Source organism: Streptomyces camelliae, assembly GCF_027625935.1.
GTDB classification, from domain to species: Bacteria; Actinomycetota; Actinomycetes; order Streptomycetales; family Streptomycetaceae; genus Streptomyces; species Streptomyces camelliae.
On record NZ_CP115300.1, the window covers coordinates 5,662,292 to 5,685,798 of the forward strand.

Below are 23,507 nucleotides of genomic sequence, written 5' to 3' on the forward strand. Positions count from 1 at the left end.
CAAAGCTAGCCCCGGCGTGGGACCACCGCCGCAGGCACACGCTGCAAGCGCCAGTCCCCAGCTCGCCACCTATGCCTTCCTGCTCTACTCGCCGGAGTCTCAGGCTCGCCGCATGGTGCTGTTTACTGAGGCGATCGGCGACGTGTACGTGCGCCTGCTTAGCCACCAGGGGATCGCGTCGGCCTGGCCGGCTAAGGAACGCCAGAGGGCCGGGCTGCCTTCCTGACCCGGCCCTCTGGCCTCGCGAGGGGCCGCTCCCAGCACGCTTTCCAACTGTCCGCGTGACCGTAGGGGGCGTCCGTGGGGGTTCACGGGGCAGGTCAGAGGGGGTCCGCGTACGGCGGTGAACGGCGGCGACCGTCGGTGCACTGGACAAAGACCAGGACAAGAACGTCCCGCGGGTGTTACCTGATCTGGATTACCTGATCATGTGGCGAGCGGCCATGAGGGGGCGTCACACTGCGTACGTGGAAGTCGCTGAGCTGGTTCTCAAGTACATACAGGCGCTCATCTGGCCTACGGTCACACTGGCGTTGCTATGGACATGGCGTGATCGAGTCGGTGAGGTCATCGGACGGTTGAGCCGTGTAGAGACACCGGCCGGCGCCTTGGAGTTCCAAAATGAAGCGCGGCGCGTACGTGATCGCGCCGCAGCGGTAGCGGAAGAAGAATCGGCGTCGACTGGCCCCGTGCCTGAGCCGGAGCCGCGCCCTGGGTCTGTGCCTGAGCCGCGCCCTGAGCCGGAGCCGCGCCCTGAGCCTGCCTCGTCTGGGGAGCCTTCAGCCGAGGCGGTACGCAGGCGCTTGCACGCTCTCTTTACGGCAATTGATCAGCCAGACAACGTCATCGAGGGGTCTCCAACAGGAGCGATCGTGTCTGCGTGGAACGCTTTGCAGACGTTCGCTGAGGAGATCCTCACGTTGTACCCAAGTGCCCAGCCACGACGTCCAGGATCAGGGCGGGTGACGCCGAGCGAGTTGGTGCGCATGCTGCAAGTGGCAGGGTTGGACCCGGAAGCGGTGAACGTAATGAACGACCTCCGTGTCTTGCGTAACACCACAGTGCATGGAACCGCAGTCACCCCCCAGGCAGCACGTGACTTTGTTCGTGGATGCATGTACGTGGCTTACACAATGGAAGATCTGGCCTGGCCGGGCCGAGGTCCTGCTGGCGCTACCTCTCGCTGAGGGGGAATCTTCCAACTGTGCGTATGGCTGTACGGGGCCGTTCATGGACGTTCGCGCGGCAGGTCAGAGAGGGTGTGTGTACGACAGTGGACAGTGGCGTCCGTTAGCGAACTGGACAACGATCAGGACAACGGGCGGGGCGGGTAGCGTCCGTCGTGTGCTGGCACTCTTCGACCTCGATAACACCCTGATTGACCGACAGGGCGGCTTGGACGCATGGGCGGGTGCCTTCGCTCGCTCCCGTGGACTGCCGGATCAGGCCGCGGCGCTCGTGACTGCCCGGCTGCGAGACCGGGCGTACCCCGAAGACTTCGATTACCTGCGAGACGTTCTACGGCTCGCGGACGGCGCTGAGGACCTGTGGCGTGAGTACATCGACGGACTGACTCGGTCGGTGTGCTGTTTTCCCGGGGTCTTGGAAGGTCTCCAAGGGCTCCGCCGCGAGGGATGGACACTGGGGATTGCGACAAACGGGGCGGTCGATATCCAGCGCGCCAAGCTCGACGTGACCGGGCTCACCGGGCTCTTCGACGGAGTCACCATCTCGGAAGGTGTCGGAGCGCGGAAGCCAGAGCGCGCCCTCTTTGATGCCGCAGCCGCGGCCTGTGGCGTCCCGCTGAGCGCCGGAGGGTGGCTGGTGGGCGACAACCCCGCGACGGACATAGTGGGGGCGCAGGCGGCCGGACTGCGGACCGCCTGGGTGGCTGGCGGCCGTGAATGGGCTGATGGCCCCCGCGAGCCCGACCTCATCGTGTCGAGTGCCGCGGAGGCCATTGCGATGCTGCGGAGGTTGACCCGTTAGACCGGCCCGCCGGGCGGCGTGGTGTGTAGCTCCGCGAGTACCTCAGCGAGTGCGGGCGAGGCGTCCTTGAGCCCCTCCCAGCGCTCCATGACCGCGGCGGCAGCGTCGGCCAGCTCGGAGGGCAAACCGACCTCTGCGAGCGTGAGTGCCGCCTCCCTCATTTCGGGGCCCCAACGCCAGGATCGAGCCGCGACCTTGGGGAAGTAGTTCGTCTCCGTCAGGTAGCTGGTCGTACGCCCCTGAGCGATGTCGAGTAGCTCCGCCTCCACCCCGTAGTCGCTGGCGAGCGCGTATGCGACGGCGGCGAGGACGCGGCTCGCCTTTTGGTAGCTGCTGTAGGACAGCTTCAGGGCGGATGCCTGCCCGACACCGCCATCTAGAGGCCGCGCCCGGACTGTGCTCCCGGCGAAGAGCTTGGCCACCCTCGGCAGAGCCTCGCTCGGGCCCGAGAGGTACAGGCGCGGGCTTTTCGACGCCGACGGCGGCGAACCGATCACAGAGCCGTCAACGACCGTCGCCCCGGACGGCCGCATGATGTTGGTGATCCTCGTCATCGTCGCGGGGGAGACAGCGTTCCCGTCGACGTACGTCCCGGAGTAGGAGCATGCGGCGACGGAACGCGCAACGTCCTCCGCGGCAGCGGGCGGGCACAGGCTCAGGATGACGTCCGCTCGGTCAGCCATCTCCGAGAGCCCACCAACGGCCGATAGCCCGTACTGCTCGGCTCGGTGCGTCGTTTCCGGGCTGCGTCCGTCGGAGCACCAGAGAACCTCTGCGCCGGACCGTCGTGCCTGAGCGGCGACGGCGGCGCCCATGCTGCCCGGATGCAGGATGCCAAGGACCGTCACCCGACAAGCTCCCGAATGTTTCGCGGTTCGGCCGGCGCACCCTGCGAGAGCGCTTCGATGATGGCGCGGGCCGACTCGCTTGGGCTGAGCACGTCGGTCCGGAGAGTGAGGGTCCACGGCTCGGATTCGTGCGCCAACAGGTCTTCCCGGGTCTCGTGCCAGACCTTCACGCGGGCATCGACGTCCTTGTCTCCGCGGCCGATGGAACGCGACTCCGTGGTAGCCAGGGGGCACCACAGGAGCACCCGAACCCAGTGCAGAGGAAAGGCCGCTACCGCCGCTGCGCCGACGACCTGGCCCATGTGGAGAACAGGAATGCGACCAGCCTCGGCCAACGCCGCGACGCCCTGGCGATCGATGGCGTACTCAGCGTCGTATCGGGCGTTTCTGTAGAGGAGCTCCCCGGCTCGGGACAGCTCCTCAATGCGGTCCGGCGTTGTGAGCCGGTACCCGGTTGTGCGGCCGGGCCCTGCCTTGAGCCGCTCGAAGAGCGCGAACTCCGGCCGTAGCCGCGTGAGCTCAGAGGTGATGGTGTCCTTGCCTGAGCCGGGAGGGCCGTACAGGATCACGCCTGACGGGCTCACAACCCACCTCCACTCAGCACGTCCCGAGCCTCATCGACCAGGGCCACGGCGGCTCCAAGCCGGTTGTCGACAACGAAGTGCGGGCCCTGCGGACGGAACTCCACGTTAAGCCCTGCCGCGTATTCCTCCCACGCCTCCATCTTCCAAGCATCGCGGGCCGCGCCGCGGAATTCGATGTACTCACGCATCGATTCAATGTCGCACTTAACCCATATGGTTGCGACTGAGACCCGCTTGGACCGGCAACGGTTCTGGAGACGCTGCATCCAGTCAGCTTGGGAAAACTCTTTGACGAACGGGGCGTCGAGGATTACGGGGATTCCGCAATCCAAGTTGTCCCATGCGGCTTCCATGAGGCAGCGGTATTCCAGGGGGCGGACCTTCTCAAGGTAAAGCTTCGAACTGCGGTCGTGTGCCTCACCGCCCAACGAGACTAGAAGCTGGTCGACCAGCGGACGCGTAAGTGAGTCCTTGTCGAGGATCGGCCAGCCGGTAAGCCGGCCAAGAAACTTCGCGAACTCCGACTTACCTGACCCGGCGTACCCTCCGACCAGGATCATGGGTGGGCCGTCAGTGCTTGCCCCTGCCGTAGAGCTCCACGCGTTGACCACGCGATTGAGTAGAGCCTCGCTGTCCACGTCGTCTGTGCCTTCGCGGATACTGCTCAGCGCTTTACGTACTGCGTCCGATTGGTCGGGGAGCTTTCGCTCAGCGGAAGCGGGCACCGGCACGGATTCCACGGGGGCATCCTCTCCGGGCAGGGCCTTGCGGAAGCCGAGTTGAGCCTCGTTGCGACGATAGAGGCGGCAGTACGCCCGGCGATAATGCGGACCGGGATACACTGAACCCTTTTCGTGGCCCCAGATCGTCTGGAAGTTTGCGGCAATCTTGAAGCCGTGACGCTCCGCAATTTCACGAAGCTTTTCCCCCGTGTCTTCCAGGGTGAGCCCTATTTCTTCGCGATGCATTCGTAGAAGATCGGGCTTCCAGTCTGGGTGCTTCCGAGCCATCTGCCCCTCCTAGATAGCTGGTCGGAGCCGCGAGTGTAGCGGCCCGACTAGCGCTGTGGAAATTCGTGATAGCGCATGTGTAAGCGGATGTATAAAACCGCTTGGATTTTCTCAGGTAGCGGGACGTGATACCGATTTTCACGCCTCGGCGGTGAACTTGTGTCCACACCGAACGAGGAGGTTCAGATGTCGGCGACAGGACTCCCCCTGCGGCTTGCCGGAAGCTCAGTCCCCTTCCAGGGCGGCGACGCGTTGGCGCAGGTCGCTGACCTCGGTCCGCAGCTTCTCGACTTCCTCACGCAGTTCGGTCACCGCCGCGGCAGGGTCGGCAACCTGCGCAGCACGGCCGGCGTTGGGCGTCAGGAAGGCGCCCTTGCCTTGGTGGCTTACCGCAAGGCCATCTGCCTTCAGTTGGTTGATGGCGGCACGGGCCACGGTCACCGTGACGCCGTACCTCTCTTGGAGCTGGGCAAGCGAGGGGAGTTGGCCGGTCTCGGTGAACTCGTCATCCGCGATACGTCGTCGCAGGTCATCAGCCACCTGCTTGTAGGCAAATTTGCCGGTCCACTCGATCATCTGCACCCCAAGTTTCGTCACAGTCCCTGCCTCATAGTGCCCAAGCCGCAGAGCTAGAACCAGCGGCCCACGCGGCTTGTTCCGCGAAGGGACTTGACGCACTCTGCCTCACAGTGCACTCTGAGGCAGAGCTGACGAGCGGCCGACTCCGGAAGGGGTTGAAGCTCGGCGACTCGCTTGACCTGCACAAATAGCGCCCGGAGGAAAGCCCGCAAGGGTCAGTACGAAGGAAGCGCCGGTTCCTTGAGAACTCAACAGAGCGCTTTGAGATCGATGGGGCTTGACCCCGTCCCCGTGACGGCCGGGTGACGACCGTCAACGACACCTCAGCCCCTGCCCGGCCACCACGGGCGTACGCAGCAAAGCAGGCAGGGGCACGTGGCCCGCCGGTTCGTTCGGCGCGGGCCCATCACTACGACACGTCAGGAGTTCCACATGTTCGGTGTGAAGTCGCAGCAGTCGTTGGACCTGACCTCCCCCGAGGCTGTTCAGCGCGGTCAGGAGGTCTACGACCGCATCGTCGCTGGTGAGTGCAAGGACGTCGAGAAGGAGCTGGACGAGGCCTACGGCCGCGACGCCTGACCGGCCTCCCAGCGTGATAGCCCCGACGGTCTTCGGGCTGGGTTCGACTCCCGGCCGGGGCACTTGGCCTGCCGCTTCCTGCGGCGTTGGCCTCCCGGGGCGGCGGCACTCCCGGACAAGGACAGCCCGCCGCGCCCGGTCTCCGTATCCCGACGCAGTCAGGAGTCCGCCACCGTGCACGCTGCCACCTTCGCCGCCGTGTTCATCGCCCTGTACGTGGCCCACAGCGTGGGTGACCACTGGGTGCAGACCTCGCACCAGTCCGCGCACAAGGGCCGTCCCGGGTGGGTCGGCCGCCTCGCGGACGCCCGGCACGTCGCCACCCTGACGCTCACCAAGCTCGCCGTTCTCATCCCGGCCGCCGCGCTGCTGGGGCTGCACCTGTCGGTGCCCGGCGTCGTCGCCGGCCTCGCGGTTGACGCGGCCTCGCACTGGTGGGCGGACCGGCGCACCACCCTCGCGTGGCTGGCCAAGGTGACCGGCAAGGGCGAGTTCTACCGGCTCGGTGCCCCGCGCGCCGGCCACGACGACAACCCGCACATCGGCACCGGCGCCTACGCGCTGGACCAGTCCTTCCACCACTTGTGGCTGCTGGTCGCCGCGCTCGTCATCGCCGCCGTCTGACCCCCGTTCTTCGCGGGGCGGTCGCACTCCCGGACAGGACAGCCGACCGCCCCGCGCCCTTCCCGACGTATCCAAGGAGAGAACGACCATGCGTATGCGCACTTTCGTCGCTGGCCAGGAAGCCCACGACGACATGGAGTTCGCGGAACTGGCGCTCGGTATCGACGTCGAGCTGTTCCGTGGCCCGCTGGAGTTCGAGACGGACGGCGAGCGTGCCGCCCGTGAGGACGCGGCGCGTGACATCCTCGCCGACCTGGAGGCGGAGGCGGAGGCCGGTGACGAGATCGCCGGTTGGGACGCCCTGTACGCCGACGCGCTGACCCAGACGGTGCCGTTCCTGCGCGCCGCCCGCGGCTACCGGCCTGGGACGGGGGAAGCGGCATGAGCGAGACGCGCAAGCCTCTGACGAAGGTTCAGATCGGTGTCCTGACGGCCGCGTTCGTGCCGATGCTCGCCACGGGCGTGATCGGCGGTATCGGCACCTACAGCAACATCGGGCACGCCTACGGCACGGGGACCGCGCTCGGTGCCCTTGGTGCCGGGGAGGGCGCCACGGCCGTTCTCGCCCTGGTCCTGCTGGGGCTGACCCTGCTGGGTCAGTCCTCGCCGCGCGTCGTACGGATCGGGCTGTGGGCGCTGCCGGCCGCCGCCGCAGTCATGGGTGCCATGGCCGCGCCGGATCCGGGGCGCACCGTGATCTACGCCCTGACCCCGATGGGCATGTCCGTCTCGGCGGAAGGCATGGCGTTCCTCGCCCGCCGGATCGTCGTCCACACCGACGGCCGCGACGCGGAGAACGAGCGGCGCACCGCTGAAATCGTTCAGGCTCTGGCCTACCACCGGGCGCGTGCCGCACACCACCCGGTGAGCCGGGTGCGGAAGCGGTCTGATCGGGCGTCGTGGCGGTTGGCCCGCAGGGTCGGTGTCGGGGACGCGGCTCTCGGATCGAGGCTGCTGGACGTACAGCGTGACCGGATCACCGACGGCGCGGACGCGGCGCTCGCCTCGATGTTCGGCACCGCCGCCCCGATCCCTGCCGCAGTTACAAATATGGAGGAATCGACCGGAAATAGTCGAGAACGGTCTACCTCTGACCTGCGCGGATCGAGCACGCCCACGGTCGTGGTGACGCGTCTTGCGGTGCCCGATCCTGCGCCGGTCGATCTCGGCAAGGCGGGCGTTGGCATGAAGCCGATGCCCGCCGCCATCCCGCCGGTGAGGCCGGTCCCGATCGCCCCGGCGCCCGCCCGCTCGGTCCCGGCCGCGTCGACCGCGCCGCGTCGGGCGACGGGCCGTGTCCCGGTCGCTGCCAAGTCGACTCGAACCCGCCGCACCCCCGAACAGCTCATGACGGAAGCACGCAAGGCAACGGCCGGCCTGACGGACGCTGAGGTGACCGGGGAGGGCATCCGCCGGGCCCTGCGCACCTCGCCCGCCAACGCCCGCATGCTGCGTGACGCCCTGCTCGCCGAACGCGCCACCGGGGCGGTGACGTCTTGAGCACCCTCAGCGCGCTCTTACCGGCCGTGCCTTCTCTCGGGTGGGCGGTACACGCCCGGTGGCTGCACAGCCGGCTGACCACCGCCCGCCGTGACCCGCTCACCGGTCTGTGGACGCGGGACGCGTTCACCCGGCGGGCCCGCCGCCTGCTGCGCGACCCCCGTGCGGTGGTCGTGCTGGCCGACGTCGACCACTTCAAGCAGATCAACGACACCCACGGCCATGCGGCCGGTGACACCCTGCTCGCCACGGTCGCCGCCCGCCTCACTCACGGGACCACCCCCGGCGGTGTCGTCGGACGACTCGGTGGCGACGAATTCGCCGCCGTCGTCATCGACCGCGACGGCACGGCCGCCGACCGGCTGTACACCCTCGCTCGCGTCCTCGCCCGACCGGCCGGCACCGCACCCGAAGTGCACACCACGGTGTCCCTCGGGTGGGTGCGGGCCGCCGACCACCCGGGCGAGGACCTGTCAGCGCTGCTGCGCCGCGCTGACGAAGCCATGTACGCCGCCAAGCGGTCCGGCCTGTCCGGTCCTCGCCGTGCCCGCCTCGGGCGCCTGCTCGGATCGGTCGCCGGACGCCGTCCCGGACGGCGCGGCGCAGCATGAGCACGCTCCCCGTCTTCCGCTGGCACCTCGCCCCGGACGGCTACGCCACCCGCCGCCAACTCAGGGCCCGCGACCTGCGGCCCGGAGGACAGGACGTCGCTGCCCAGCTCGAACGCCCCCGGCGGCGGGGCCGTCCGCCGCTGGTCGCCTACCTGTACCGCGTCGACCTCGCGAAACCGGTGCGGCCGATGACCCCGGGCCGGTGGCAGGCCCACGCCGCGATGATGCGCGCCCGCCGCACCTGCCCCGAGTGCGGCCGGGATGCCGGATACGTCATCCCGCCCACGCTCGGAGCCTGCGTGAGCTGCGCGTATCCCGAGGAACAGTGCGTCGCCTGAATCACCCCGAATCCCGGGTCCGGCCGCCCGACCTTCCACAGCAAGCCGGCCGGACCCTTCGACTCCCGAAGGAGTACGTACATCGTGACGGAAACCATCGCCTTCCCGCCCCTGGACGGTCCGGAGGGCACCGAACAGCCGACGGCCGACATCGTGCCGTTCCCGCTGACGAAGACGACCGCCCCCGCCCCGACCGCCCCGAGCGGGGGCGAGGCCAAGCCGGGGGAGTGGGAGGCCGAACTCCCCGACACCGACGACCCGGAGGCCGACGGCCTGAGCGAGGGGGCGCCGGTCGACCCGCCGCGCGAGGTCTACCCGCCCTCGGTCGCGGAGTGGATGGAGGCCAAGGACAAGGCCCGCCTGCCGGTACTGCCGGACTGGGTGAAGCTCCCCGACCAGCGCGCGGCCGTCCGCAAGTGGGCGATCCGGCACTACTCGGCCGTGGTCGGCTATCACGCGGTCCGGCTGCCGCTGGTCTACACGCCGAAGATCTGCCTGTACTCGCCGCGCGGCGCGTGGCGGTGGTCGTCCGCGATCGGCCGGTGGGTGTTCGACGCGGAGGGCAAGTCGCTCCGGCTCGCTTCGGTGGCGAACGAGGACGCGGCGGAGTACCTGAAGCTGTCGCGGCAGCGCAACGACCGCGTCCGGTTGCGCGGGATCGTCGCCACCGTGGCCGGGTTCGTCGGCCTCGCCGCCGCACTGACCTTGTACGTCATGGCGCCGTCGTGGCTGCTCATGCTGGTCATGGCGGCACTGACCACCACCCTCGGTGTGGCGGGGGCGCCGGCGGACCGGCCGCTCATCGACATCGCCAAGGTGACGTTCCGCAAGCGCAAGCTGTCCTCGGACATCGTCATCCGCGCGCACGAGGTGGCCGGGCTGACCAGCAAGGACCAGACGATCGCCTTCCCGCGCCCGATCGGCCGGGACGGCGACGGATGGCGGGTGGTCGTGGATCTGCCGTACGGCAAGACGTTCGAGGACGCGATGAAGGCACATGCGCGTCTGTGCTCCGGCATGGACATCGCCCCGACTCAGCTCTTCCTCGACAAGGACGAGACGAGCGGGCGGCGGGTGTCGTACTGGATCGCCGACCGTGACCCGCTCGCCGTGCCGTCGGGCAAGTCCCCGCTGCTGGGGGCGACGCGGGTGGACTTCTGGAAGCCGTTCCCGTGGGGCGTGGACGAGCGCGGCAACCCGGTCATGGCCACCATGTTGTGGCTGTCGCTGCTGGTCGGCGCCGTGCCGCGTCAGGGCAAGACGTTCTCCGCCCGCACGATCGCGCTGGCCGCGGCGTTGGACCCGTACGTGAGGCTGTACGTGTTCGACGGCAAGGCGTCGCCGGACTGGCGCACGTTCGCCAAGGTCGCCCACCGCATCGCGTTCGGCATCGTGCCGAAGAACGGGTTCGACCCGGTTCAGCACCTGCTGACCTCGCTGCGTGAGCTGAAGGCGGACGTCGAGGACCGGTACCACCGACTCTCCGAACTGCCGCTTCACATCTGCCCGGAGGGCAAGCTCACCCCGGAGATCAGCCGGGACAAGAAGCTGAACATGCCCCTGACCCTGTTCGTGGTGGACGAGGTGCAGGAGTACCTGACCCACCCCGAGCACGGCAAGGAAATCCTGTCCCTCCTGGTCTACCTCGCCCGGGTCGCCCCGGCCGTCGGCGTCTCCGTGATGACGTCGACACAGAAGCCGGACGACAAGGCGTGCCCCTCCGAGCTGCGTGACCAGCACCAGGCCCGGTTCGCCCTGCGGGTCGGCGCCTACCAGGTCTCCGACGTCATCCTCGGCGCGGGCTCGTACTCGGAGGGGCTGGACGCGTCCAAGCTGCTGAAGTCCCACAAGGGCGTGGGGCTGCTCAAGGGCATGTCCGACGACGCCGGGATCGTGCGCACCTACCTCGCCGACGGCCGCGACGCCGAACGCATCCTGACCCGCGCCGCCGCCCTGCGCGAGGCCGAGGGCACGCTGTCCGGCGACGCGGCCGGCGAGGCCCCGGCCCCGGAGACGTCCGCGACGATCCTGGACGACGTCGCGGCCGTGCTCGGCAAGGGCGAGGCCAAGGTGTGGTCCGAAACGGTCGTTGACCGGCTTGCCGACCTGCGCCCCGAGATCTACGCCCCGTGGATCGAACTGGAGCCCAAGCCCAAGGCCGAAGCGCTCACCGCCGCGCTCAAGCCGTTCGGCATCGGCACCGTGCAGATCAGCCGGCGCATCGACGGCGAACAGGTCAACAAGCGCGGCATCAAGCGCGACGACATCGCCACCGCGATTACGGAGCGCAACAACAAGCGGGACGCCGGATAGGTCTCACAGCGTGCTACCGGTAGCGGCAGGCGTCGCTACCGGTAGCAACCCTGCTAGCGACCAAAACCGCCCCTGATCAGGCCGCTAGTACGTAGCGGCCGACCTGCGGAAACCTCCCGAACCCCCTCCGAGAGGCCCCTGATGAGCCTTCCTCTGCTCGCTATCGCCTGCCTGATGCTCGTCACGTTCGGTTACGTCGTCAAGTGCTGGCTGAGCCCGTTCGGCGACTGCCGCAAGTGCGCCGGCATGGGCCACGCGCTCAAGACCGACCGCAAGGGACACGTCAAGCGCGGCCGGGACTGCCGCCGCTGCGACGCCACCGGCAAGCGCATACGCGTCGGCCGCTGGATCTACAACCGCGCCGCGCGCACCTACCGCGCCGGCACCCGCTGACCCGCCGGGAGACACCGTGACGCTCACCATCCCGCTCGTTCTGCTGCTCGCCGTCCTCGTCGTGCTGCTGCTGCGGTTCAAGGCCGTCGGCGCCGGGGCGGCCGTCGCCGTCGCGCTCTTCGGCTTCTACCTCGCCCACACCGGCGCGGCCGGCACCGTCAACCGACTCGTCACCGCCCTCACCGACGCCCTGCCCGGCGTCGGCCACTGACCGAAGGGATTCCGCATGCACCCCGAACACGTCCCCAACACCGTCCGGTCGGACGCCGGAATGAGCGAGGGCGAGGCCGCCGTCGAGGCTCGCCGGATCATCGATGACGCTTACCGGCCCGCTCCGGAGACGCTGACGGCCTACCGCGACGACACCCCGGTCCCGGCGTACGGCAGCACCCCGCCCGTCGCCCAGCCCGGCCGGCCGCCGATCAGCCAGGGCGCCACCGACGCCAGCGTCCTCATGCTCTCCGGCGCGGCGGCCACCTCCATGACCGGCCTCACCGCCGCCGTGCTCATGTACGTCTCCCAGACCGCCAACCCCGTCGTGTGCGCGATCGTCTTCGGCGCCCCCAGCCTCTTCGTCCTCACGCTCGCTCGGTTCGCCAAGCGGGCCCAGCCCGCCCCGGACATCCACCAGCACTACGAGGGCCCCGTCTACCAGGACCAGCGCAACGTCCACACCACCACGCGCGGCGTGTGGGCCAAGACCAACAACCACCAGTAGCTACGCCCGTGGGCGGCGGCACTCCCGGACAAGGACAGCCCGCCGCCCACGGTCTCCAATCCCGACGTTGCAGAACAGGAGACCTACAGCATGACCGAACCGCGCGTTTTCGGCGAGGGCCCCTTGGTCCTGGCCACCCGAACGGGGCGAGTACGGCCCCGGCCGCGTCTGCTGGACCTGTACTCGTGCAGCGGGGGTGCGGGCAAGGGGTTCGAGGACGCCGGGTTCGAGGTGGACGGATGCGACATCGCCCACCGCCCGAACTACCCCTTCCCCTACCACCGGGGCGATGCCCTCGCCTACCTCGCCGCCCTGATCGCCTCCGGTGAGATCCGCCGGTACACCCTCGTGCATGCGTCCCCGCCGTGTCAGGCCAAGTGCTGCCTGACCGTGGGCACCAACCGCTCCCAAGGGTGGGGCGGCGCCCACGAGGACCTCGTGGCCCCCACCCGTGATCTGCTCGAACAGACCGGCCTGCCGTACGTCATCGAGCAACCCAACGGGCGGGCGGAGATCCGCAAAGACCTGACGCTGTGCGGCGAGATGTTCGGACTCGGCGTCATCCGTCACCGCAACTTCGAGTTGGGCGGATGGACGACCGAGCAGCCCGCGCACGTCCCGCACCGGGGCCGGGTGCGAGGGTGGCGACACGGCGAGTACCACGACGGTCCCTACGTCGCCCCGTACGGCAACGGCGGCGGCAAGCCGTCCGTCCCGGAACTCCAGACGGCCATGGGCATCACGTGGACCGATGTGCGCGAGGAACTGACGGAAGCGATCCCGCCCGCCTACACCGAGCACATCGGCCGTGCCTACCTCGCCGCCACCACGACATTGGGGGCAGCGGCATGAGCGCGACGACCGAACCCCTGCGGGTCGCCCTCGCCCTCGCGGCGGCCGGTGTCCCGGTCCTCCCCCTGCGACGCGGCAAGGTCCCGTTCGGCAACTGCCCTTCCTGCAAGGACGGCGCCTGCGGTGGCCGGCCCAACATGAAGGCGGCGGGCCCCTGCCGGTGCCCCGCGCCGTGCCACGCGTGGGCCGCCGCGACCACCGACCCGCACGCTCTCACCTCGCCCGTGTGGGCGCCGGTGTGGCGTGAGGCGGTGGCGGTCGCCTACCACCCCGGCGGGGCGGGGCTGACGGTGGTCGACCTGGACGACTCGGCGGCCGTCGCATGGGCCCGCGAGACCCTGCCCGCCACCCGGACCGTGGCGACGACGCGGGGCGAGCACTGGCTCTACCGGGGCGCCATGCCGTCCTCCAACGCTGTCCGGCCGGGTGTCGACATCAAGTCGATGACGCAGTATGCCCGTTGGCTCGGACCCGGGACCGGCCGTATGGCCGTTCTCCCGGCGGCCGTGCGCGCCCTGGTGGTGAAGGAAGACACCACCCCCGCCCGCGGGGAGGTGGCATCTTCTCTCCCGACGCGCGCCGCGTGGGGCCGGTCGGTGGCCACCGGGTGCCGCCACACCGAGCGCTACGTCCGCACCGGCCTGGAACGCGGCCTCGCTCTTGTACGGGCGCGTACCGAATCCGGCGCCGGATCACAGGCGTTCGGCGTCGCCCGGTTCCTCGCCGCACAACACACCGCGTGCCCCGGACCGTGCGGACTCACGGCGATCGGCGAGGAGATCGTGACGGCCGCCGTTTCTGTGGGCGTCCCGGAGCCCTACGCCCGCCGCGCGGTCGCCAATGGCCTTGAGACGGCTGTGGAGCGCGCGGCATGAACAAAGCATCACGAACCCTCATGAACGGCCCTCAGGGCGCCGTACAGGGCCCGCCACGGCCGACCGTGGGCGAACCGAAGGGCGCCGCCCGCAAGGGCGTCCTTTCTGCCGTTGGTTCTGACCCGCAGACGGTCACCGTCAGCGTCACCGGCATCACCCCGGGGCTTCAGATCCGGTGCGAGGGCGTCCCCGTCGCGGACTGGCTCTGTGCCTGTGGGCATCACGAACGCGCCCGGGGTCGTGCCGCCGTCATCAGGCTGACCGCCCGCGTGAGCGTCGGCGTCTGCCCACACACCAATATCGCCGAAGGGAGGGCGGCCGCATGACTCCACAGTCTGTGGATGGCGACCTGTGGGCGGGACTGCCCGCCCTGGAAGAACCGCCCGGCGAGGACGCGGCACCGGACGTGTGGGAGGCCCCCATTCCCCTCACCGGCGGCCGTGAGCGTCCGCCGTTCCCCGCCCACGTCCTCCCCGCCTGGTTGGGGGAGTTCGTGACGGCCGTATCGGAAGAGACGCAGACCCCGGTGGACCTCGCCGGATCGATCGCCCTCGCCGTGCTCGCCACGGCGGCCGGCGGCCGGTCGGTGGTCCACGTACGCGGCAACTGGCGTGAGCCGACCAACGTCTACACGGTGGTCGCGCTCCCGCCCGCCAACCGCAAGTCCGCCGTCTTCACGCTGCTGACCAACCCCCTCTATGAGGCGGAGAAACAGCTCAAGACGGCCATGCAGCCCGTGATCGTGGAAGCGGAGCTGACGGCACGGTTGGCCAAGGAAGCGGCGGACAAGGCCGCCGCCAAGGCCGCGTCCGCCGACGGCGACAAGCGCGATGAGATGGTGGCCACCGCCGTGGGCCTCGCGCAGACCGCCGACACACTCACCGTCCCCGCCGAACCGGTCCTGTTGGCGGACGACTCGACGCCCGAGACGGTCACCTCGCTCATGGCGGAACAGGGCGGACGGCTGTCCGTGATGAGCGCCGAGGGCGGCATCTTCGACATCATCGCCGGCCGCTACTCCGGTGCCCCCAACATGGAAGTCTTCCTCAAGGGGCATGCCGGGGATCGGCTGAGGGTGAACCGGCAGACCCGCCGCGAGTACATCGACGCGCCCGCGCTGACCATCGGCCTCGCCGTGCAGCCGGACGTGCTGCGGGACATCGGGAAGGTGAAGGGGTTCGAGGGGCGCGGACTGCTGGCCCGCTTCCTGTACTCCCTGCCGGTGTCCACGGTCGGTGACCGCGAGGTCATCACCGACCCGGTCCCCGAACAGACGGCCGCCACCTATACCGCCCGGGTCATCGACCTCACCTTGTCCCTGGCGGAGTGGACGGACCCGGCCATCATCCAGCTCGCCCCGGAAGCGGACGCGGCATTGATCGCGTATCAGAAGCGCATCGAACCGCAGCTCAGGGCACGCGGCGGCAAGCTGGGCCACATCTCCAACTGGGCCGGAAAGCTGGCCGGGGCGACCGCCCGCATGGCCGCGCTGCTGCACCTCGCCGAACACGGCGGCAACGGCTACGCCCACCCCGTCACCACCGCCACCATGCGCGCGGCGATCGAGCTGGGGGAGTACTACACCGCCCACGCCCTGGCCGTGTTCGACGTCATGGGCGCGGACCCTGTCGTGTCCCGCGCCCGCAGCGTCCTGGACGTGCTGAGGGACAAGGGATGGGAGGACGTCAAACGACGGGACGTCTTCAGCGCCCTCTCCCGCAGCGAGTTCCCCAACGTCGCCGACCTGGAACCGGCCCTCGCGCTACTGGAAGACCACGGATACCTGCGGTCCTACCAACCCGCGCCCACCGGCAAGCGCGGACGCCCGCCGGCGCCCCGCCTTATCGCCCACCCGTCCCTGCGCCACGGCGGCCGGTGACCCCCGCCCGCGCACACAACCCCTCCCGCACAAACCGCAAAATCCGCAGAAAAGCCCGGACACCCCGCTGACCTGCGGCGGGACCCCGCTCCGCACAGGCGAGGGGGCCCGTCGCACAATCCCGCGATATTCCGCAAAAAACCGAGCACCAGCCCGCCACCGGGGCCGGTCGACGGCCGCCCCTGATTTTTGCGGAATATCGCGGGTTTCTGCGGAGCGCTGCCCAGCACCACCCGCACACCGCAACGCCGCAGGTCAACGGCCCTGCCCGGAGTTTCTGCGGATATTGCGGTTTGTGCGGCGGCACCTGCCCATGAACTCAGCTCATAGGAGTGAGCCGTGGACGAACACACCACCCTCCTCGCCGCCCCCGCCGAAGACCCGACTCTTGTCCTCCTCGAAGTCAAAGAGGCCGCCCGCCGACTCCGCATCGGCCGGACCACCTGCTACGGGCTCATCCGCTCTGGCGAACTGGAGTCCGTGATGGTCGGGAGCCTTCGCCGAGTCCCGGTCGACGCCATATCCGAGTACGTCACCCATCTCCGTACCACCCAACGCGCCGCTTGACGACGCCCGGGGCGGCGGCACTCCCGGACAGGACAGCCCGCCGCCCCGGTCCCCATCCCGACACGCAAGAAACAGGAGCCTGCCTGTGGCAGAGGAAAAGAAGAAGCGGACCCGACAGCCCAACGGCCGTAGTTCGATCTACTTCGGCAAGGACGGCAAATGGCACGGCCGCGTCACCGTCGGCGTCCGCGACGACGGCACACCGGACCGCCGCCACGTCGAACGCAAGACCAAGGCCGAAGTGGCGGACGCTGTCCGAGAGCTGGAGAAACAGCGCGACGCCAAGACAGTGAAGAAGCCCGGCAAAGCGTGGACGGTCAAGACATGGCTGACGCATTGGGTTGAGAACGTCGCACCCCTCGCCGTCAACGACAACACGATGGTCGGGTACGGCGTTGCGGTCCGGAAGCACCTCATCCCCGGCTTGGGTGCCCACCGTCTCGACAGGCTCAAGCCCGAGCACATCGAGGCGTTCTACGCCAAGATGCAGGCCAACGGCAGCAAGCCCGCGACTGCTCACCAGGTGCACCGCACATTCCGCACTGCCCTCAACGAGGCCGTCCGGCGCGGACATCTCGGCAAGAACCCCGTTCAGTTGGCCAAGGCGCCAAAGACGGGGGAGTACGAGGCGGAGCCCTACACCGTCCAAGAGGTACAGCGATTGCTGAAGGCCGCTGAACAGCATCGCAACTCCGCACGGTGGGCAGTGGCCCTCGCCCTCGGACTGCGTCAAGGGGAGGTACTGGGGCTGAAGTGGGAGGACATGGACCTTGAGGGTGGGTTCCTGGTTGTCCGGCGTAGTCGCCATCGGCCGCAGTTCGCCCACGGGTGTGCGGAGCCCTGCGGACGCAAGGCCGCCGGGTACTGCCCGCAGAGGCGACGAACCAACCCGGAATTGTCCACCACCAAGTCGCGTGCCGGCCGTCGCGCGGTCGGTCTCCCCGAACAGCTCGTTGACCTACTCCGTGCGCACCTCAAGGCGCAGGAAGCGGAGCGCACGGCGGCCGGGAAGCGCTGGGAGGAGAACGGCTTGGTCTTCCCGGATGAGTACGGCCGTAGCCCATCCCACCGCCGAGACTGGACCGAGTGGAAGGATCTTCTGGCAGAGGCGAAGGTACGGGACGGGCGCCTGCACGACGCGCGCCACACGGCCGCCACGGTGCTGCTCATCCTCGGTGTTCCCGAGCGGGCCGTCATGGGCCTCATGGGTTGGTCGAGCACAGCCATGGCCGCCCGCTATCAACACATGGTGGACGCGGTGCGGACGGACATCGCGAGGCAGGTGGACGGCCTGATCTGGAAGCCCGAGACGGACCGGCCGGACGATGACGGTGCGGCTGGAGTACTCCTGCCAGCCGATTGATAGCAGGCGTCAAAGGCCGCGCTCTTGAACCTGGTCATTCTCAGACTGCCTGGCGATCACTTGATCCAAGAGGTAGTCCCAGTCAAGACGAACGTGCCTGTCCCTGTACCTCCGGTGAGCGGCTTGACCTGAGACTCCCAGCGCTGCACCGATATCTGCCCATGACACACCCGAAGCTCTGCATCGGGCGATCTCCTTCAAGACCCGGAGTTCAGCAGCAGCTCGCAACTCACCTGCCACTGACAGTCGCTCGATGTGCGAGGTGGCTTTCCTCTCCTCGCTGATTCTTCGTACAGCGACGTGCATGAGCTTTTCGGGGAAGTCGTCCTGCGGGTCGAGGGCTCTCTGCTGAGGGGGCGCCATCAACACATGTTGACACGAGCGGAGTTCATACTCCGCACGGTTCGGCATAGTCGCAGGTCAACGGCATTCGTTGTCCAGGTCGCTGCCGGTTAGTGTCAGTGCCGCGGCCTACAGGGCCTTCGTCGGATACGGCGGCGGCCCCCTGGTCCTAAGCAGGAGGCCGCCATCACCGTCAGTAACGTCGACACAAGGGGGCCAACATTTCCAACAACGGGGAGTCTAAGTGGCGGTCTGGAAGTCGTCCGGTCTCGAAGACCATTTGCCGAATCAGCAGCCGTTGGCGCGCCCACCTCACGGAGCGCTCAGCACGTCGCCACTTCGGTCGTCTTCTGCGCTCTGCTGGCGATGAGCTGATCCGGGTGGCAGTCAAGGCGAGCTTGAGCGGTATCGGAACGCTCGCGCTCTACTGGTGGCACCACCACCGGTAGCCGGTGCTCAGGCGTCACGAGCAGTGAACTAGGCCGATCGCAGACGCTCAGCCTGGGGCAACCCGCCTGTGTCGCACAACTGAGACGCGAACTGAGACGGACAGCCGAAAGGGCGGCACCCCTCCAGGGATGCCGCCCTTTTGTTTTGCCTGGTCAGGCAGTAAGAGGCCGTGGCGGGAATCGAACCCACGTAACTCGCTTTGCAGGCGAGCCCCTAAACCACTCGGGCACACGGCCGTGTTGATGTGTTCGTTTCTCGGCCGTGGTGGGGATCGGACCCACGTGACTCCCCGCGAGCGGAGCTCGCTGATGGATGCAGCGCGGGCGAGCCCCTAAACCACTCGGGCACACGGCCGTGTTGATGTGAATGAACTTATGGGCCGGCGAAGATGGGCTCAAGGGGATCGGGCGGGCTGCAACGGGACTGCCACACCGCGTTCATGAAACGGGGGGCGTACGACCAAGGTCGCAGGTCGGACCGGTCTCCCGACAGGGGTCAAACGGTGTTGTGGGCCTTACTCTGGCGGGCATGACCGCCCTGGAGCCCCGCGACGCCGATGTCGTGACCGAAGCCGCCGAGACCGATGACAGAGAAGGTGTGCTGAGCCGGTCGTACCGGGCGCTCAGTGTCGGGATCGTCTCCGTCGTGCTGCTCATCGCGTTCGAGGCGACGGCCGTGGGGACCGCGATGCCGGTTGCCGCGCGGGAGCTGGACGGGGTGGCGCTGTACGCGTTCGCGTTCTCCGGGTATTTCACGACCAGCCTGTTCGGCATGGTGCTGTCGGGGCAGTGGTCGGACCGGCGCGGTCCGCTCGGCCCGTTGAGCGCGGGCATCGCGGGCTTCGCCGCCGGCCTCGTCATCGCCGGCACCGCCCAGGTGATGTGGGTGTTCATCCTGGGCCGGGCGGTGCAGGGGCTCGGCGGGGGTCTCGTCATCGTGGCGCTGTACGTCGTCGTCGGCCGCGCCTACCCCGAGCGGTTGCGGCCGGCGATCATGGCGGCCTTCGCGGCGGGCTGGGTGGTCCCCTCGATCGTCGGCCCCCTCGCCTCCGGCGCCGTCACCGAACACCTCGGCTGGCGCTGGGTCTTCCTCGGCATACCCGCCCTCGTCGTCCTCCCGCTCGCCCTCGCCCTGCCGCAGATACGCCGCCGGGCGTCCGGACCGGTCCAGACCGACACGGGTACCGGTTCATTCGACCGGCGGCGCATCCGGCTCGCCCTGTGGATCTCGCTCGGCGCCGGGCTGCTCCAGTACGCCGCCCAGGATCTGCGCCCCCTCGCCGCGCTCCCCGCACTCGCCGGTGCCGCGCTGCTCGTGCCCGCCGCCCTCGGCCTCCTCCCGCGCGGCACCTACCGCGCCGCCCGCGGTCTGCCCTCCGTCGTCCTGCTGCGCGGACTGTCCGCCGGTTCCTTCGTCGCCGCCGAGTCCTTCGTCCCGCTGATGCTCGTCACCCAGCGCGGGTTGTCGCCGATGCTCGCCGGGTTCTCGCTGGCGGCCGGCGGGCTGACTTGGGCGCTGGGCTCGTTCGTGCAGTCCCGGCCGCGCATGGCGCCGTACCGGGAGCGGCTGATGACCGTCGGGATGGTGCTGGTCGCCGCCGCGATCGCCACCGCGCCCAGTGTGCTCGTGCATTCCGTGCCGGTCTGGACCGTCGCCGTCGCCTGGGCCTTCGGCTGTCTCGGCATGGGCCTGGTGATCTCCTCCACCAGCGTGCTCCTGCTCCGGCTGTCCGCCCCGGAGGAGGCCGGCACCAACTCCGCCGCGCTCCAGATCTCCGACGCCCTCTCCAACGTCGTCCTCCTCGCCACCACCGGCGCCGCCTTCGCGGCCCTGGGCGGCGGCAGCACGGTCACCACCACGGCCACGACCACCGACGGAACCCACCCCACCGCCTTCGCGGCCGTCTTCCTGCCGATGGCGGGGGTGGCGCTGGTGGGGGCCTGGGTGACCCGGCGGCTGCGGGAGCGGTGAGCCACAACGCCTGAGCGGTGCGTGCTGTGACGTGGATCCCACCCACGGGCGACCCGGCCTCGTCCGGGCGTTGACGGCGGTGCCGCGCCGGTAGGGTGGCCCGGTTGTCATACGTAGCCGAGCCGCCCGACCCCCAACTACGGAGACCGTGACTACCACCGCCGCTTCCTCCACGCATTCCCATCACCTCTCGCCCGCCTTTCCCGGCCGGGCCCCCTGGGGTACCGCCAGCAGGCTGCGGGCCTGGCAGCAGGGGGCGATGGAGAAGTACGTCCAGGAGCAGCCGCGCGACTTCCTCGCCGTCGCCACGCCCGGCGCCGGCAAGACGACCTTCGCGCTGACGCTCGCCTCCTGGCTGCTGCACCACCACGTCGTGCAGCAGGTGACCGTGGTCGCGCCGACCGAGCACCTGAAGAAGCAGTGGGCCGAGGCCGCGGCCCGGATAGGGATCAAGCTCGACCCCGAGTACAGCGCCGGGCCGCTCGGCAGGGAGTACGACGGGGTCGCCGTCACCTACGCCGGTGTCGGCGTACGGCCCATGCTGCACCGCAACCGGGTGGAGCAGCGCAAGACCCTGGTGATCCTGGACGAGATCCACCACGCCGGTGACTCCAAGTCGTGGGGCGAGGCGTGTCTGGAGGCGTTCGAGCCGGCGACCCGGCGGCTCGCGCTGACCGGTACGCCGTTCCGTTCCGACACCAACCCGATCCCCTTCGTGACGTACGAGGAGGGGGCGGACGGGATCCGGCGGTCCGCCGCCGACTACACCTACGGCTACGGCAACGCCCTCGCCGACCATGTCGTCCGGCCCGTCATCTTCCTCTCCTACAGCGGCAACATGCGCTGGCGTACGAAGGCCGGTGACGAGATCGCCGCCCGGCTCGGCGAGCCGATGACCAAGGACGCGATCAGCCAGGCCTGGCGTACCGCGCTCGATCCGCGCGGCGAGTGGATGCCCAGCGTGCTGCGCGCCGCCGACCAGCGGCTGACCGAGGTCAGGAAGGCCATCCCGGACGCCGGTGCGCTGGTCATCGCCTCCGACCAGGACTCGGCGCGCGCGTACGCCAAGCTGATCCGTGAGATCACGGGCAGCAAGGCGACCCTCGTGCTGTCCGACGACACCGGCGCGTCCAAGCGGATCGACGACTTCAGCGAGAGCAACGACCGGTGGATGGTCGCCGTCCGCATGGTGTCCGAGGGCGTGGACGTGCCTCGGCTCGCGGTCGGGGTGTACGCCACGACCATCTCCACCCCCCTCTTCTTCGCCCAGGCCGTCGGCCGTTTCGTACGGTCCCGGCGGCGCGGTGAGACGGCCTCCGTGTTTCTGCCGACCGTGCCGGACCTGCTGACCTTCGCCAACGAGATGGAGAAGGAGCGCGACCACGCCCTCGACAAGCCGAAGAAGGAGGGCGAGGAGGACCCGTACGCCGAATCCGAGAAGGAGATGGAGGAGGCGAACAAGCAGCAGGACGAGGACACCGGCGAGCAGGAGCAGTTCTCCTTCGAGGCGCTGGAGTCCGAGGCCGTCTTCGACCGGGTTCTCTACGACGGCGCCGAGTTCGGTATGCAGGCGCACCCGGGGAGTGAGGAGGAGCAGGACTACCTCGGCATTCCGGGCCTCCTCGAACCCGACCAGGTCCAGCTCCTGCTCCAGAAGCGGCAGGCCCGGCAGATCGCGCACAGCCGCAAGAAGCCGGACGCCGAGGCGGACCTTCTCGAACTGCCCGCCGAGCGGCGGCCGGTGGTCTCCCACAAGGAGATGATGGAGCTGCGCAAGCGGCTCAACACGCTGGTCAGCGCGTACGTCCATCAGAGCGGCAAGCCGCACGGGGTGATCCACACCGAGCTGCGCCGGGTATGCGGAGGCCCGCCCAGCGCGGAGGCCACGGCGGGGCAGCTGCGGCAGCGCATCGCCAAGGTGCAGGAGTGGGCCACGCGGATGCGCTGACCCCCGCTCGGCCGCCCCGCCCCGCCGACCCGCTCGGCCGAAGAGCGGTTTCCCCCGCGGGCCGGGTGCCCGCCCCCGCGTCCGTATCCGGACGAATGCAGGCAGGCCGGATAAGCCCTTGCCCGGATTCTGGACGGAGGCTTCCGCTCAGCGAACTTGCTTCGCTACTGTCCCGCTACGCACACGCCCCGTGGCAGCGTCGCCGCGGAGCGCAGCCGTGAAGCGACCTGGGCCCGGAGCCGCCGGAGCCGTCCTGCCGATCGGCGGCCTCTGAACGCGTCGCCGACGGGACTCGGCCACGCATCCGTCGCTCAGGGGCCCGCCGGCCTCACCACCAAAGGAGTGGGCGTCGTGACCGCGGAGACCTCTCAGACGCTCGACCGGGGACTGCGTGTCCTGAAGCTGCTGGCCGACACCGACCACGGGCTGACCGTCACCGAGTTGTCCACGAAACTGGGCGTGAACCGTACCGTCGTGTACCGGTTGCTCGCCACCCTGGAACAGCACGCGCTGGTACGGCGTGACCTGGGCGGGCGAGCCCGGGTCGGCCTCGGGGTGCTGCGGCTCGGCCGGCAGGTGCATCCGCTGGTACGGGAGGCCGCGCTGCCCGCGCTGCGCTCGCTCGCGGAGGACATCGGGGCGACGGCGCATCTGACCCTGGTCGACGGGACGGAGGCGCTGGCCGTCGCCGTGGTCGAGCCGACCTGGACCGACTACCACGTGGCGTACCGGGCCGGTTTCCGGCACCCGCTGGACCGCGGGGCGGCCGGCCGGGCGATCCTCGCCGCACGCCACTCGTCCGGCACCGGTCCCGGGTACACGCTCACCCACGGCGAACTGGAGGCCGGTGCGAGCGGGGCGGCGGCGCCGCTGGTCGGGGTCACCGGGGTCGAGGGCAGCGTGGGTGTCGTCATGCTGGCGGACTCCGTACCGGAGCGGGTCGGGCCGAGGGTGGTGGAGGCGGCGAGGGAGGTCGCGGAGGCGCTGCGCTGATCAGCCGTCGGCTGCGGTGCAGTGCCCCGAAAGGGGCGCAGGCAACTGCGCGACCAGCCCCGACACACCCGCACCAGGCAAACCACGTGGCCGCTCTTTGACCATCCGGCCAACCCTCAACTCGCACCTTTGGCCGATCCGCTCACCCCACCACGCCACCACCTCCGCATCATCAAGGGCC

The 23,507-nt window shown here is 69.3% G+C and carries 23 protein-coding genes and 1 tRNA gene; 19 read left to right on the plus strand and 5 right to left on the minus strand.

Going from position 1 to position 23,507, the window contains the following annotated elements; genetic code table 11:
* Positions 1-1,344: 1,344 nt before the first annotated feature.
* The gene (locus O1G22_RS25880; protein ID WP_270083492.1) at positions 1,345-1,989 is read left to right on the plus strand and encodes an HAD family hydrolase; all 645 of its coding nucleotides are present in this window, start codon (positions 1,345-1,347) and stop codon (positions 1,987-1,989) included.
* Here the strand turns inward: O1G22_RS25880 and O1G22_RS25885 are convergent.
* From O1G22_RS25885 to O1G22_RS25900, 4 genes are all read right to left on the minus strand, one after another.
* Complete coding sequence (locus O1G22_RS25885) at positions 1,986-2,837, minus strand: NAD(P)-dependent oxidoreductase (protein ID WP_270083493.1); 852 nt, start codon at positions 2,835-2,837, stop codon at positions 1,986-1,988. The two genes, O1G22_RS25880 and O1G22_RS25885, sit on opposite strands and share 4 nt — an antisense overlap.
* Positions 2,834-3,406 carry a guanylate kinase gene (locus tag O1G22_RS25890; RefSeq protein WP_270083494.1) on the minus strand — a complete coding sequence of 191 codons (573 nt, stop codon included), beginning with the start codon at positions 3,404-3,406 and terminating at the stop codon, positions 2,834-2,836. The genes O1G22_RS25885 and O1G22_RS25890 overlap by 4 nt, the downstream gene beginning before the upstream one ends.
* A gap of 11 nt (positions 3,407-3,417) precedes the next feature.
* Positions 3,418-4,389, minus strand: coding sequence for a P-loop nucleotide/nucleoside kinase family protein (locus O1G22_RS25895; protein ID WP_270083495.1), 972 nt, complete (start codon positions 4,387-4,389; stop codon positions 3,418-3,420).
* A gap of 267 nt (positions 4,390-4,656) precedes the next feature.
* Positions 4,657-5,007, minus strand: coding sequence for a winged helix-turn-helix domain-containing protein (locus tag O1G22_RS25900; RefSeq protein ID WP_270083496.1), 351 nt, complete (start codon positions 5,005-5,007; stop codon positions 4,657-4,659).
* A 435-nt stretch (positions 5,008-5,442) separates the two neighbouring features.
* Between O1G22_RS25900 and O1G22_RS25905 the strand changes: the two genes are divergently transcribed.
* The 15 genes from O1G22_RS25905 to O1G22_RS25975 all read left to right on the plus strand — a co-directional run bounded on the left by O1G22_RS25905 (position 5,443) and on the right by O1G22_RS25975 (position 17,622).
* Positions 5,443-5,589: a hypothetical protein gene (locus tag O1G22_RS25905; protein ID WP_270083497.1), complete on the plus strand. Its 147-nt coding sequence runs from the start codon at positions 5,443-5,445 to the stop codon at positions 5,587-5,589.
* Positions 5,590-5,763: 174 nt separating this feature from the next.
* Positions 5,764-6,213 (plus strand): DUF3307 domain-containing protein, encoded by a 450-nt coding sequence (locus O1G22_RS25910; RefSeq protein WP_270083498.1) that lies wholly within the window; start codon positions 5,764-5,766, stop codon positions 6,211-6,213.
* A gap of 94 nt (positions 6,214-6,307) precedes the next feature.
* Positions 6,308-6,598, plus strand: coding sequence for a hypothetical protein (locus O1G22_RS25915; RefSeq protein WP_270086543.1), 291 nt, complete (start codon positions 6,308-6,310; stop codon positions 6,596-6,598).
* Positions 6,595-7,713 (plus strand): conjugal transfer protein, encoded by a 1,119-nt coding sequence (locus tag O1G22_RS25920; RefSeq protein ID WP_270083499.1) that lies wholly within the window; start codon positions 6,595-6,597, stop codon positions 7,711-7,713. The genes O1G22_RS25915 and O1G22_RS25920 overlap by 4 nt, the downstream gene beginning before the upstream one ends.
* Positions 7,710-8,324, plus strand: a complete 615-nt coding sequence (locus tag O1G22_RS25925) for a GGDEF domain-containing protein (RefSeq protein ID WP_270083500.1) — start codon at positions 7,710-7,712, stop codon at positions 8,322-8,324. The genes O1G22_RS25920 and O1G22_RS25925 overlap by 4 nt, the downstream gene beginning before the upstream one ends.
* Positions 8,321-8,662, plus strand: a complete 342-nt coding sequence (locus O1G22_RS25930; RefSeq protein ID WP_270083501.1) for an RRQRL motif-containing zinc-binding protein — start codon at positions 8,321-8,323, stop codon at positions 8,660-8,662. Before O1G22_RS25925 ends, O1G22_RS25930 begins: the two co-directional genes overlap by 4 nt.
* A gap of 84 nt (positions 8,663-8,746) precedes the next feature.
* Positions 8,747-10,975 carry a cell division protein FtsK gene (locus tag O1G22_RS25935; RefSeq protein ID WP_270083502.1) on the plus strand — a complete coding sequence of 743 codons (2,229 nt, stop codon included), beginning with the start codon at positions 8,747-8,749 and terminating at the stop codon, positions 10,973-10,975.
* A 141-nt stretch (positions 10,976-11,116) separates the two neighbouring features.
* Positions 11,117-11,368 (plus strand): hypothetical protein, encoded by a 252-nt coding sequence (locus tag O1G22_RS25940; protein WP_270083503.1) that lies wholly within the window; start codon positions 11,117-11,119, stop codon positions 11,366-11,368.
* A 16-nt stretch (positions 11,369-11,384) separates the two neighbouring features.
* Positions 11,385-11,579 carry a hypothetical protein gene (locus tag O1G22_RS25945; protein WP_270083504.1) on the plus strand — a complete coding sequence of 65 codons (195 nt, stop codon included), beginning with the start codon at positions 11,385-11,387 and terminating at the stop codon, positions 11,577-11,579.
* A 15-nt stretch (positions 11,580-11,594) separates the two neighbouring features.
* The gene (locus O1G22_RS25950; RefSeq protein ID WP_270083505.1) at positions 11,595-12,086 is read left to right on the plus strand and encodes a hypothetical protein; all 492 of its coding nucleotides are present in this window, start codon (positions 11,595-11,597) and stop codon (positions 12,084-12,086) included.
* Positions 12,087-12,176: 90 nt separating this feature from the next.
* On the plus strand, positions 12,177-12,938 hold the full coding sequence (locus O1G22_RS25955; protein ID WP_270083506.1) for a DNA cytosine methyltransferase: 762 nt from the start codon (positions 12,177-12,179) through the stop codon (positions 12,936-12,938).
* Positions 12,935-13,813, plus strand: coding sequence for a bifunctional DNA primase/polymerase (locus O1G22_RS25960; RefSeq protein ID WP_270083507.1), 879 nt, complete (start codon positions 12,935-12,937; stop codon positions 13,811-13,813). Before O1G22_RS25955 ends, O1G22_RS25960 begins: the two co-directional genes overlap by 4 nt.
* 322 nt (positions 13,814-14,135) lie before the next feature.
* Positions 14,136-15,692 (plus strand): YfjI family protein, encoded by a 1,557-nt coding sequence (locus O1G22_RS25965; protein ID WP_428986403.1) that lies wholly within the window; start codon positions 14,136-14,138, stop codon positions 15,690-15,692.
* Between the two features lie 339 nt (positions 15,693-16,031).
* The gene (locus O1G22_RS25970) at positions 16,032-16,259 is read left to right on the plus strand and encodes an excisionase family DNA-binding protein (protein ID WP_270083508.1); all 228 of its coding nucleotides are present in this window, start codon (positions 16,032-16,034) and stop codon (positions 16,257-16,259) included.
* Between the two features lie 85 nt (positions 16,260-16,344).
* A complete protein-coding gene (locus O1G22_RS25975; RefSeq protein WP_270083509.1) occupies positions 16,345-17,622 on the plus strand; it encodes a tyrosine-type recombinase/integrase in 1,278 nt (425 codons plus the stop codon).
* A 956-nt stretch (positions 17,623-18,578) separates the two neighbouring features.
* On the opposite strand, the gene O1G22_RS25980 is transcribed toward O1G22_RS25975, so the two are convergent.
* Positions 18,579-18,650 (minus strand) — tRNA-Cys (locus tag O1G22_RS25980).
* A gap of 292 nt (positions 18,651-18,942) precedes the next feature.
* On the opposite strand from O1G22_RS25980, the gene O1G22_RS25985 reads away from it, so the two are divergent.
* From O1G22_RS25985 to O1G22_RS25995, 3 genes are all read left to right on the plus strand, one after another.
* Positions 18,943-20,385, plus strand: a complete 1,443-nt coding sequence (locus O1G22_RS25985) for an MFS transporter (RefSeq protein ID WP_270083510.1) — start codon at positions 18,943-18,945, stop codon at positions 20,383-20,385.
* Positions 20,386-20,533: 148 nt separating this feature from the next.
* Positions 20,534-22,333, plus strand: coding sequence for a DEAD/DEAH box helicase (locus O1G22_RS25990; RefSeq protein ID WP_270083511.1), 1,800 nt, complete (start codon positions 20,534-20,536; stop codon positions 22,331-22,333).
* A 351-nt stretch (positions 22,334-22,684) separates the two neighbouring features.
* The gene (locus O1G22_RS25995; RefSeq protein WP_225096202.1) at positions 22,685-23,326 is read left to right on the plus strand and encodes an IclR family transcriptional regulator; all 642 of its coding nucleotides are present in this window, start codon (positions 22,685-22,687) and stop codon (positions 23,324-23,326) included.
* Positions 23,327-23,507 lie beyond the last annotated feature (181 nt).

Excerpts from the sequence above, each read along its gene's own strand:
- O1G22_RS25895 (WP_270083495.1), bottom strand. The coding sequence starts at position 4,389 with ATGCATCGCGAAGAAATAGGGCTCACCCTGGAAGACACGGGGGAAAAG.
- O1G22_RS25900 (WP_270083496.1), bottom strand. The coding sequence starts at position 5,007 with ATGATCGAGTGGACCGGCAAATTTGCCTACAAGCAGGTGGCTGATGAC.
- O1G22_RS25905 (WP_270083497.1), top strand. The coding sequence starts at position 5,443 with ATGTTCGGTGTGAAGTCGCAGCAGTCGTTGGACCTGACCTCCCCCGAG.
- O1G22_RS25915 (WP_270086543.1), top strand. The coding sequence starts at position 6,308 with ATGCGCACTTTCGTCGCTGGCCAGGAAGCCCACGACGACATGGAGTTC.
- O1G22_RS25920 (WP_270083499.1), top strand. The coding sequence starts at position 6,595 with ATGAGCGAGACGCGCAAGCCTCTGACGAAGGTTCAGATCGGTGTCCTG.
- O1G22_RS25930 (WP_270083501.1), top strand. The coding sequence starts at position 8,321 with ATGAGCACGCTCCCCGTCTTCCGCTGGCACCTCGCCCCGGACGGCTAC.
- O1G22_RS25940 (WP_270083503.1), top strand. The coding sequence starts at position 11,117 with ATGAGCCTTCCTCTGCTCGCTATCGCCTGCCTGATGCTCGTCACGTTC.
- O1G22_RS25950 (WP_270083505.1), top strand. The coding sequence starts at position 11,595 with ATGCACCCCGAACACGTCCCCAACACCGTCCGGTCGGACGCCGGAATG.
- O1G22_RS25955 (WP_270083506.1), top strand. The coding sequence starts at position 12,177 with ATGACCGAACCGCGCGTTTTCGGCGAGGGCCCCTTGGTCCTGGCCACC.
- O1G22_RS25960 (WP_270083507.1), top strand. The coding sequence starts at position 12,935 with ATGAGCGCGACGACCGAACCCCTGCGGGTCGCCCTCGCCCTCGCGGCG.
- O1G22_RS25965 (WP_428986403.1), top strand. The coding sequence starts at position 14,136 with ATGACTCCACAGTCTGTGGATGGCGACCTGTGGGCGGGACTGCCCGCC.
- O1G22_RS25985 (WP_270083510.1), top strand. The coding sequence starts at position 18,943 with ATGACCGCCCTGGAGCCCCGCGACGCCGATGTCGTGACCGAAGCCGCC.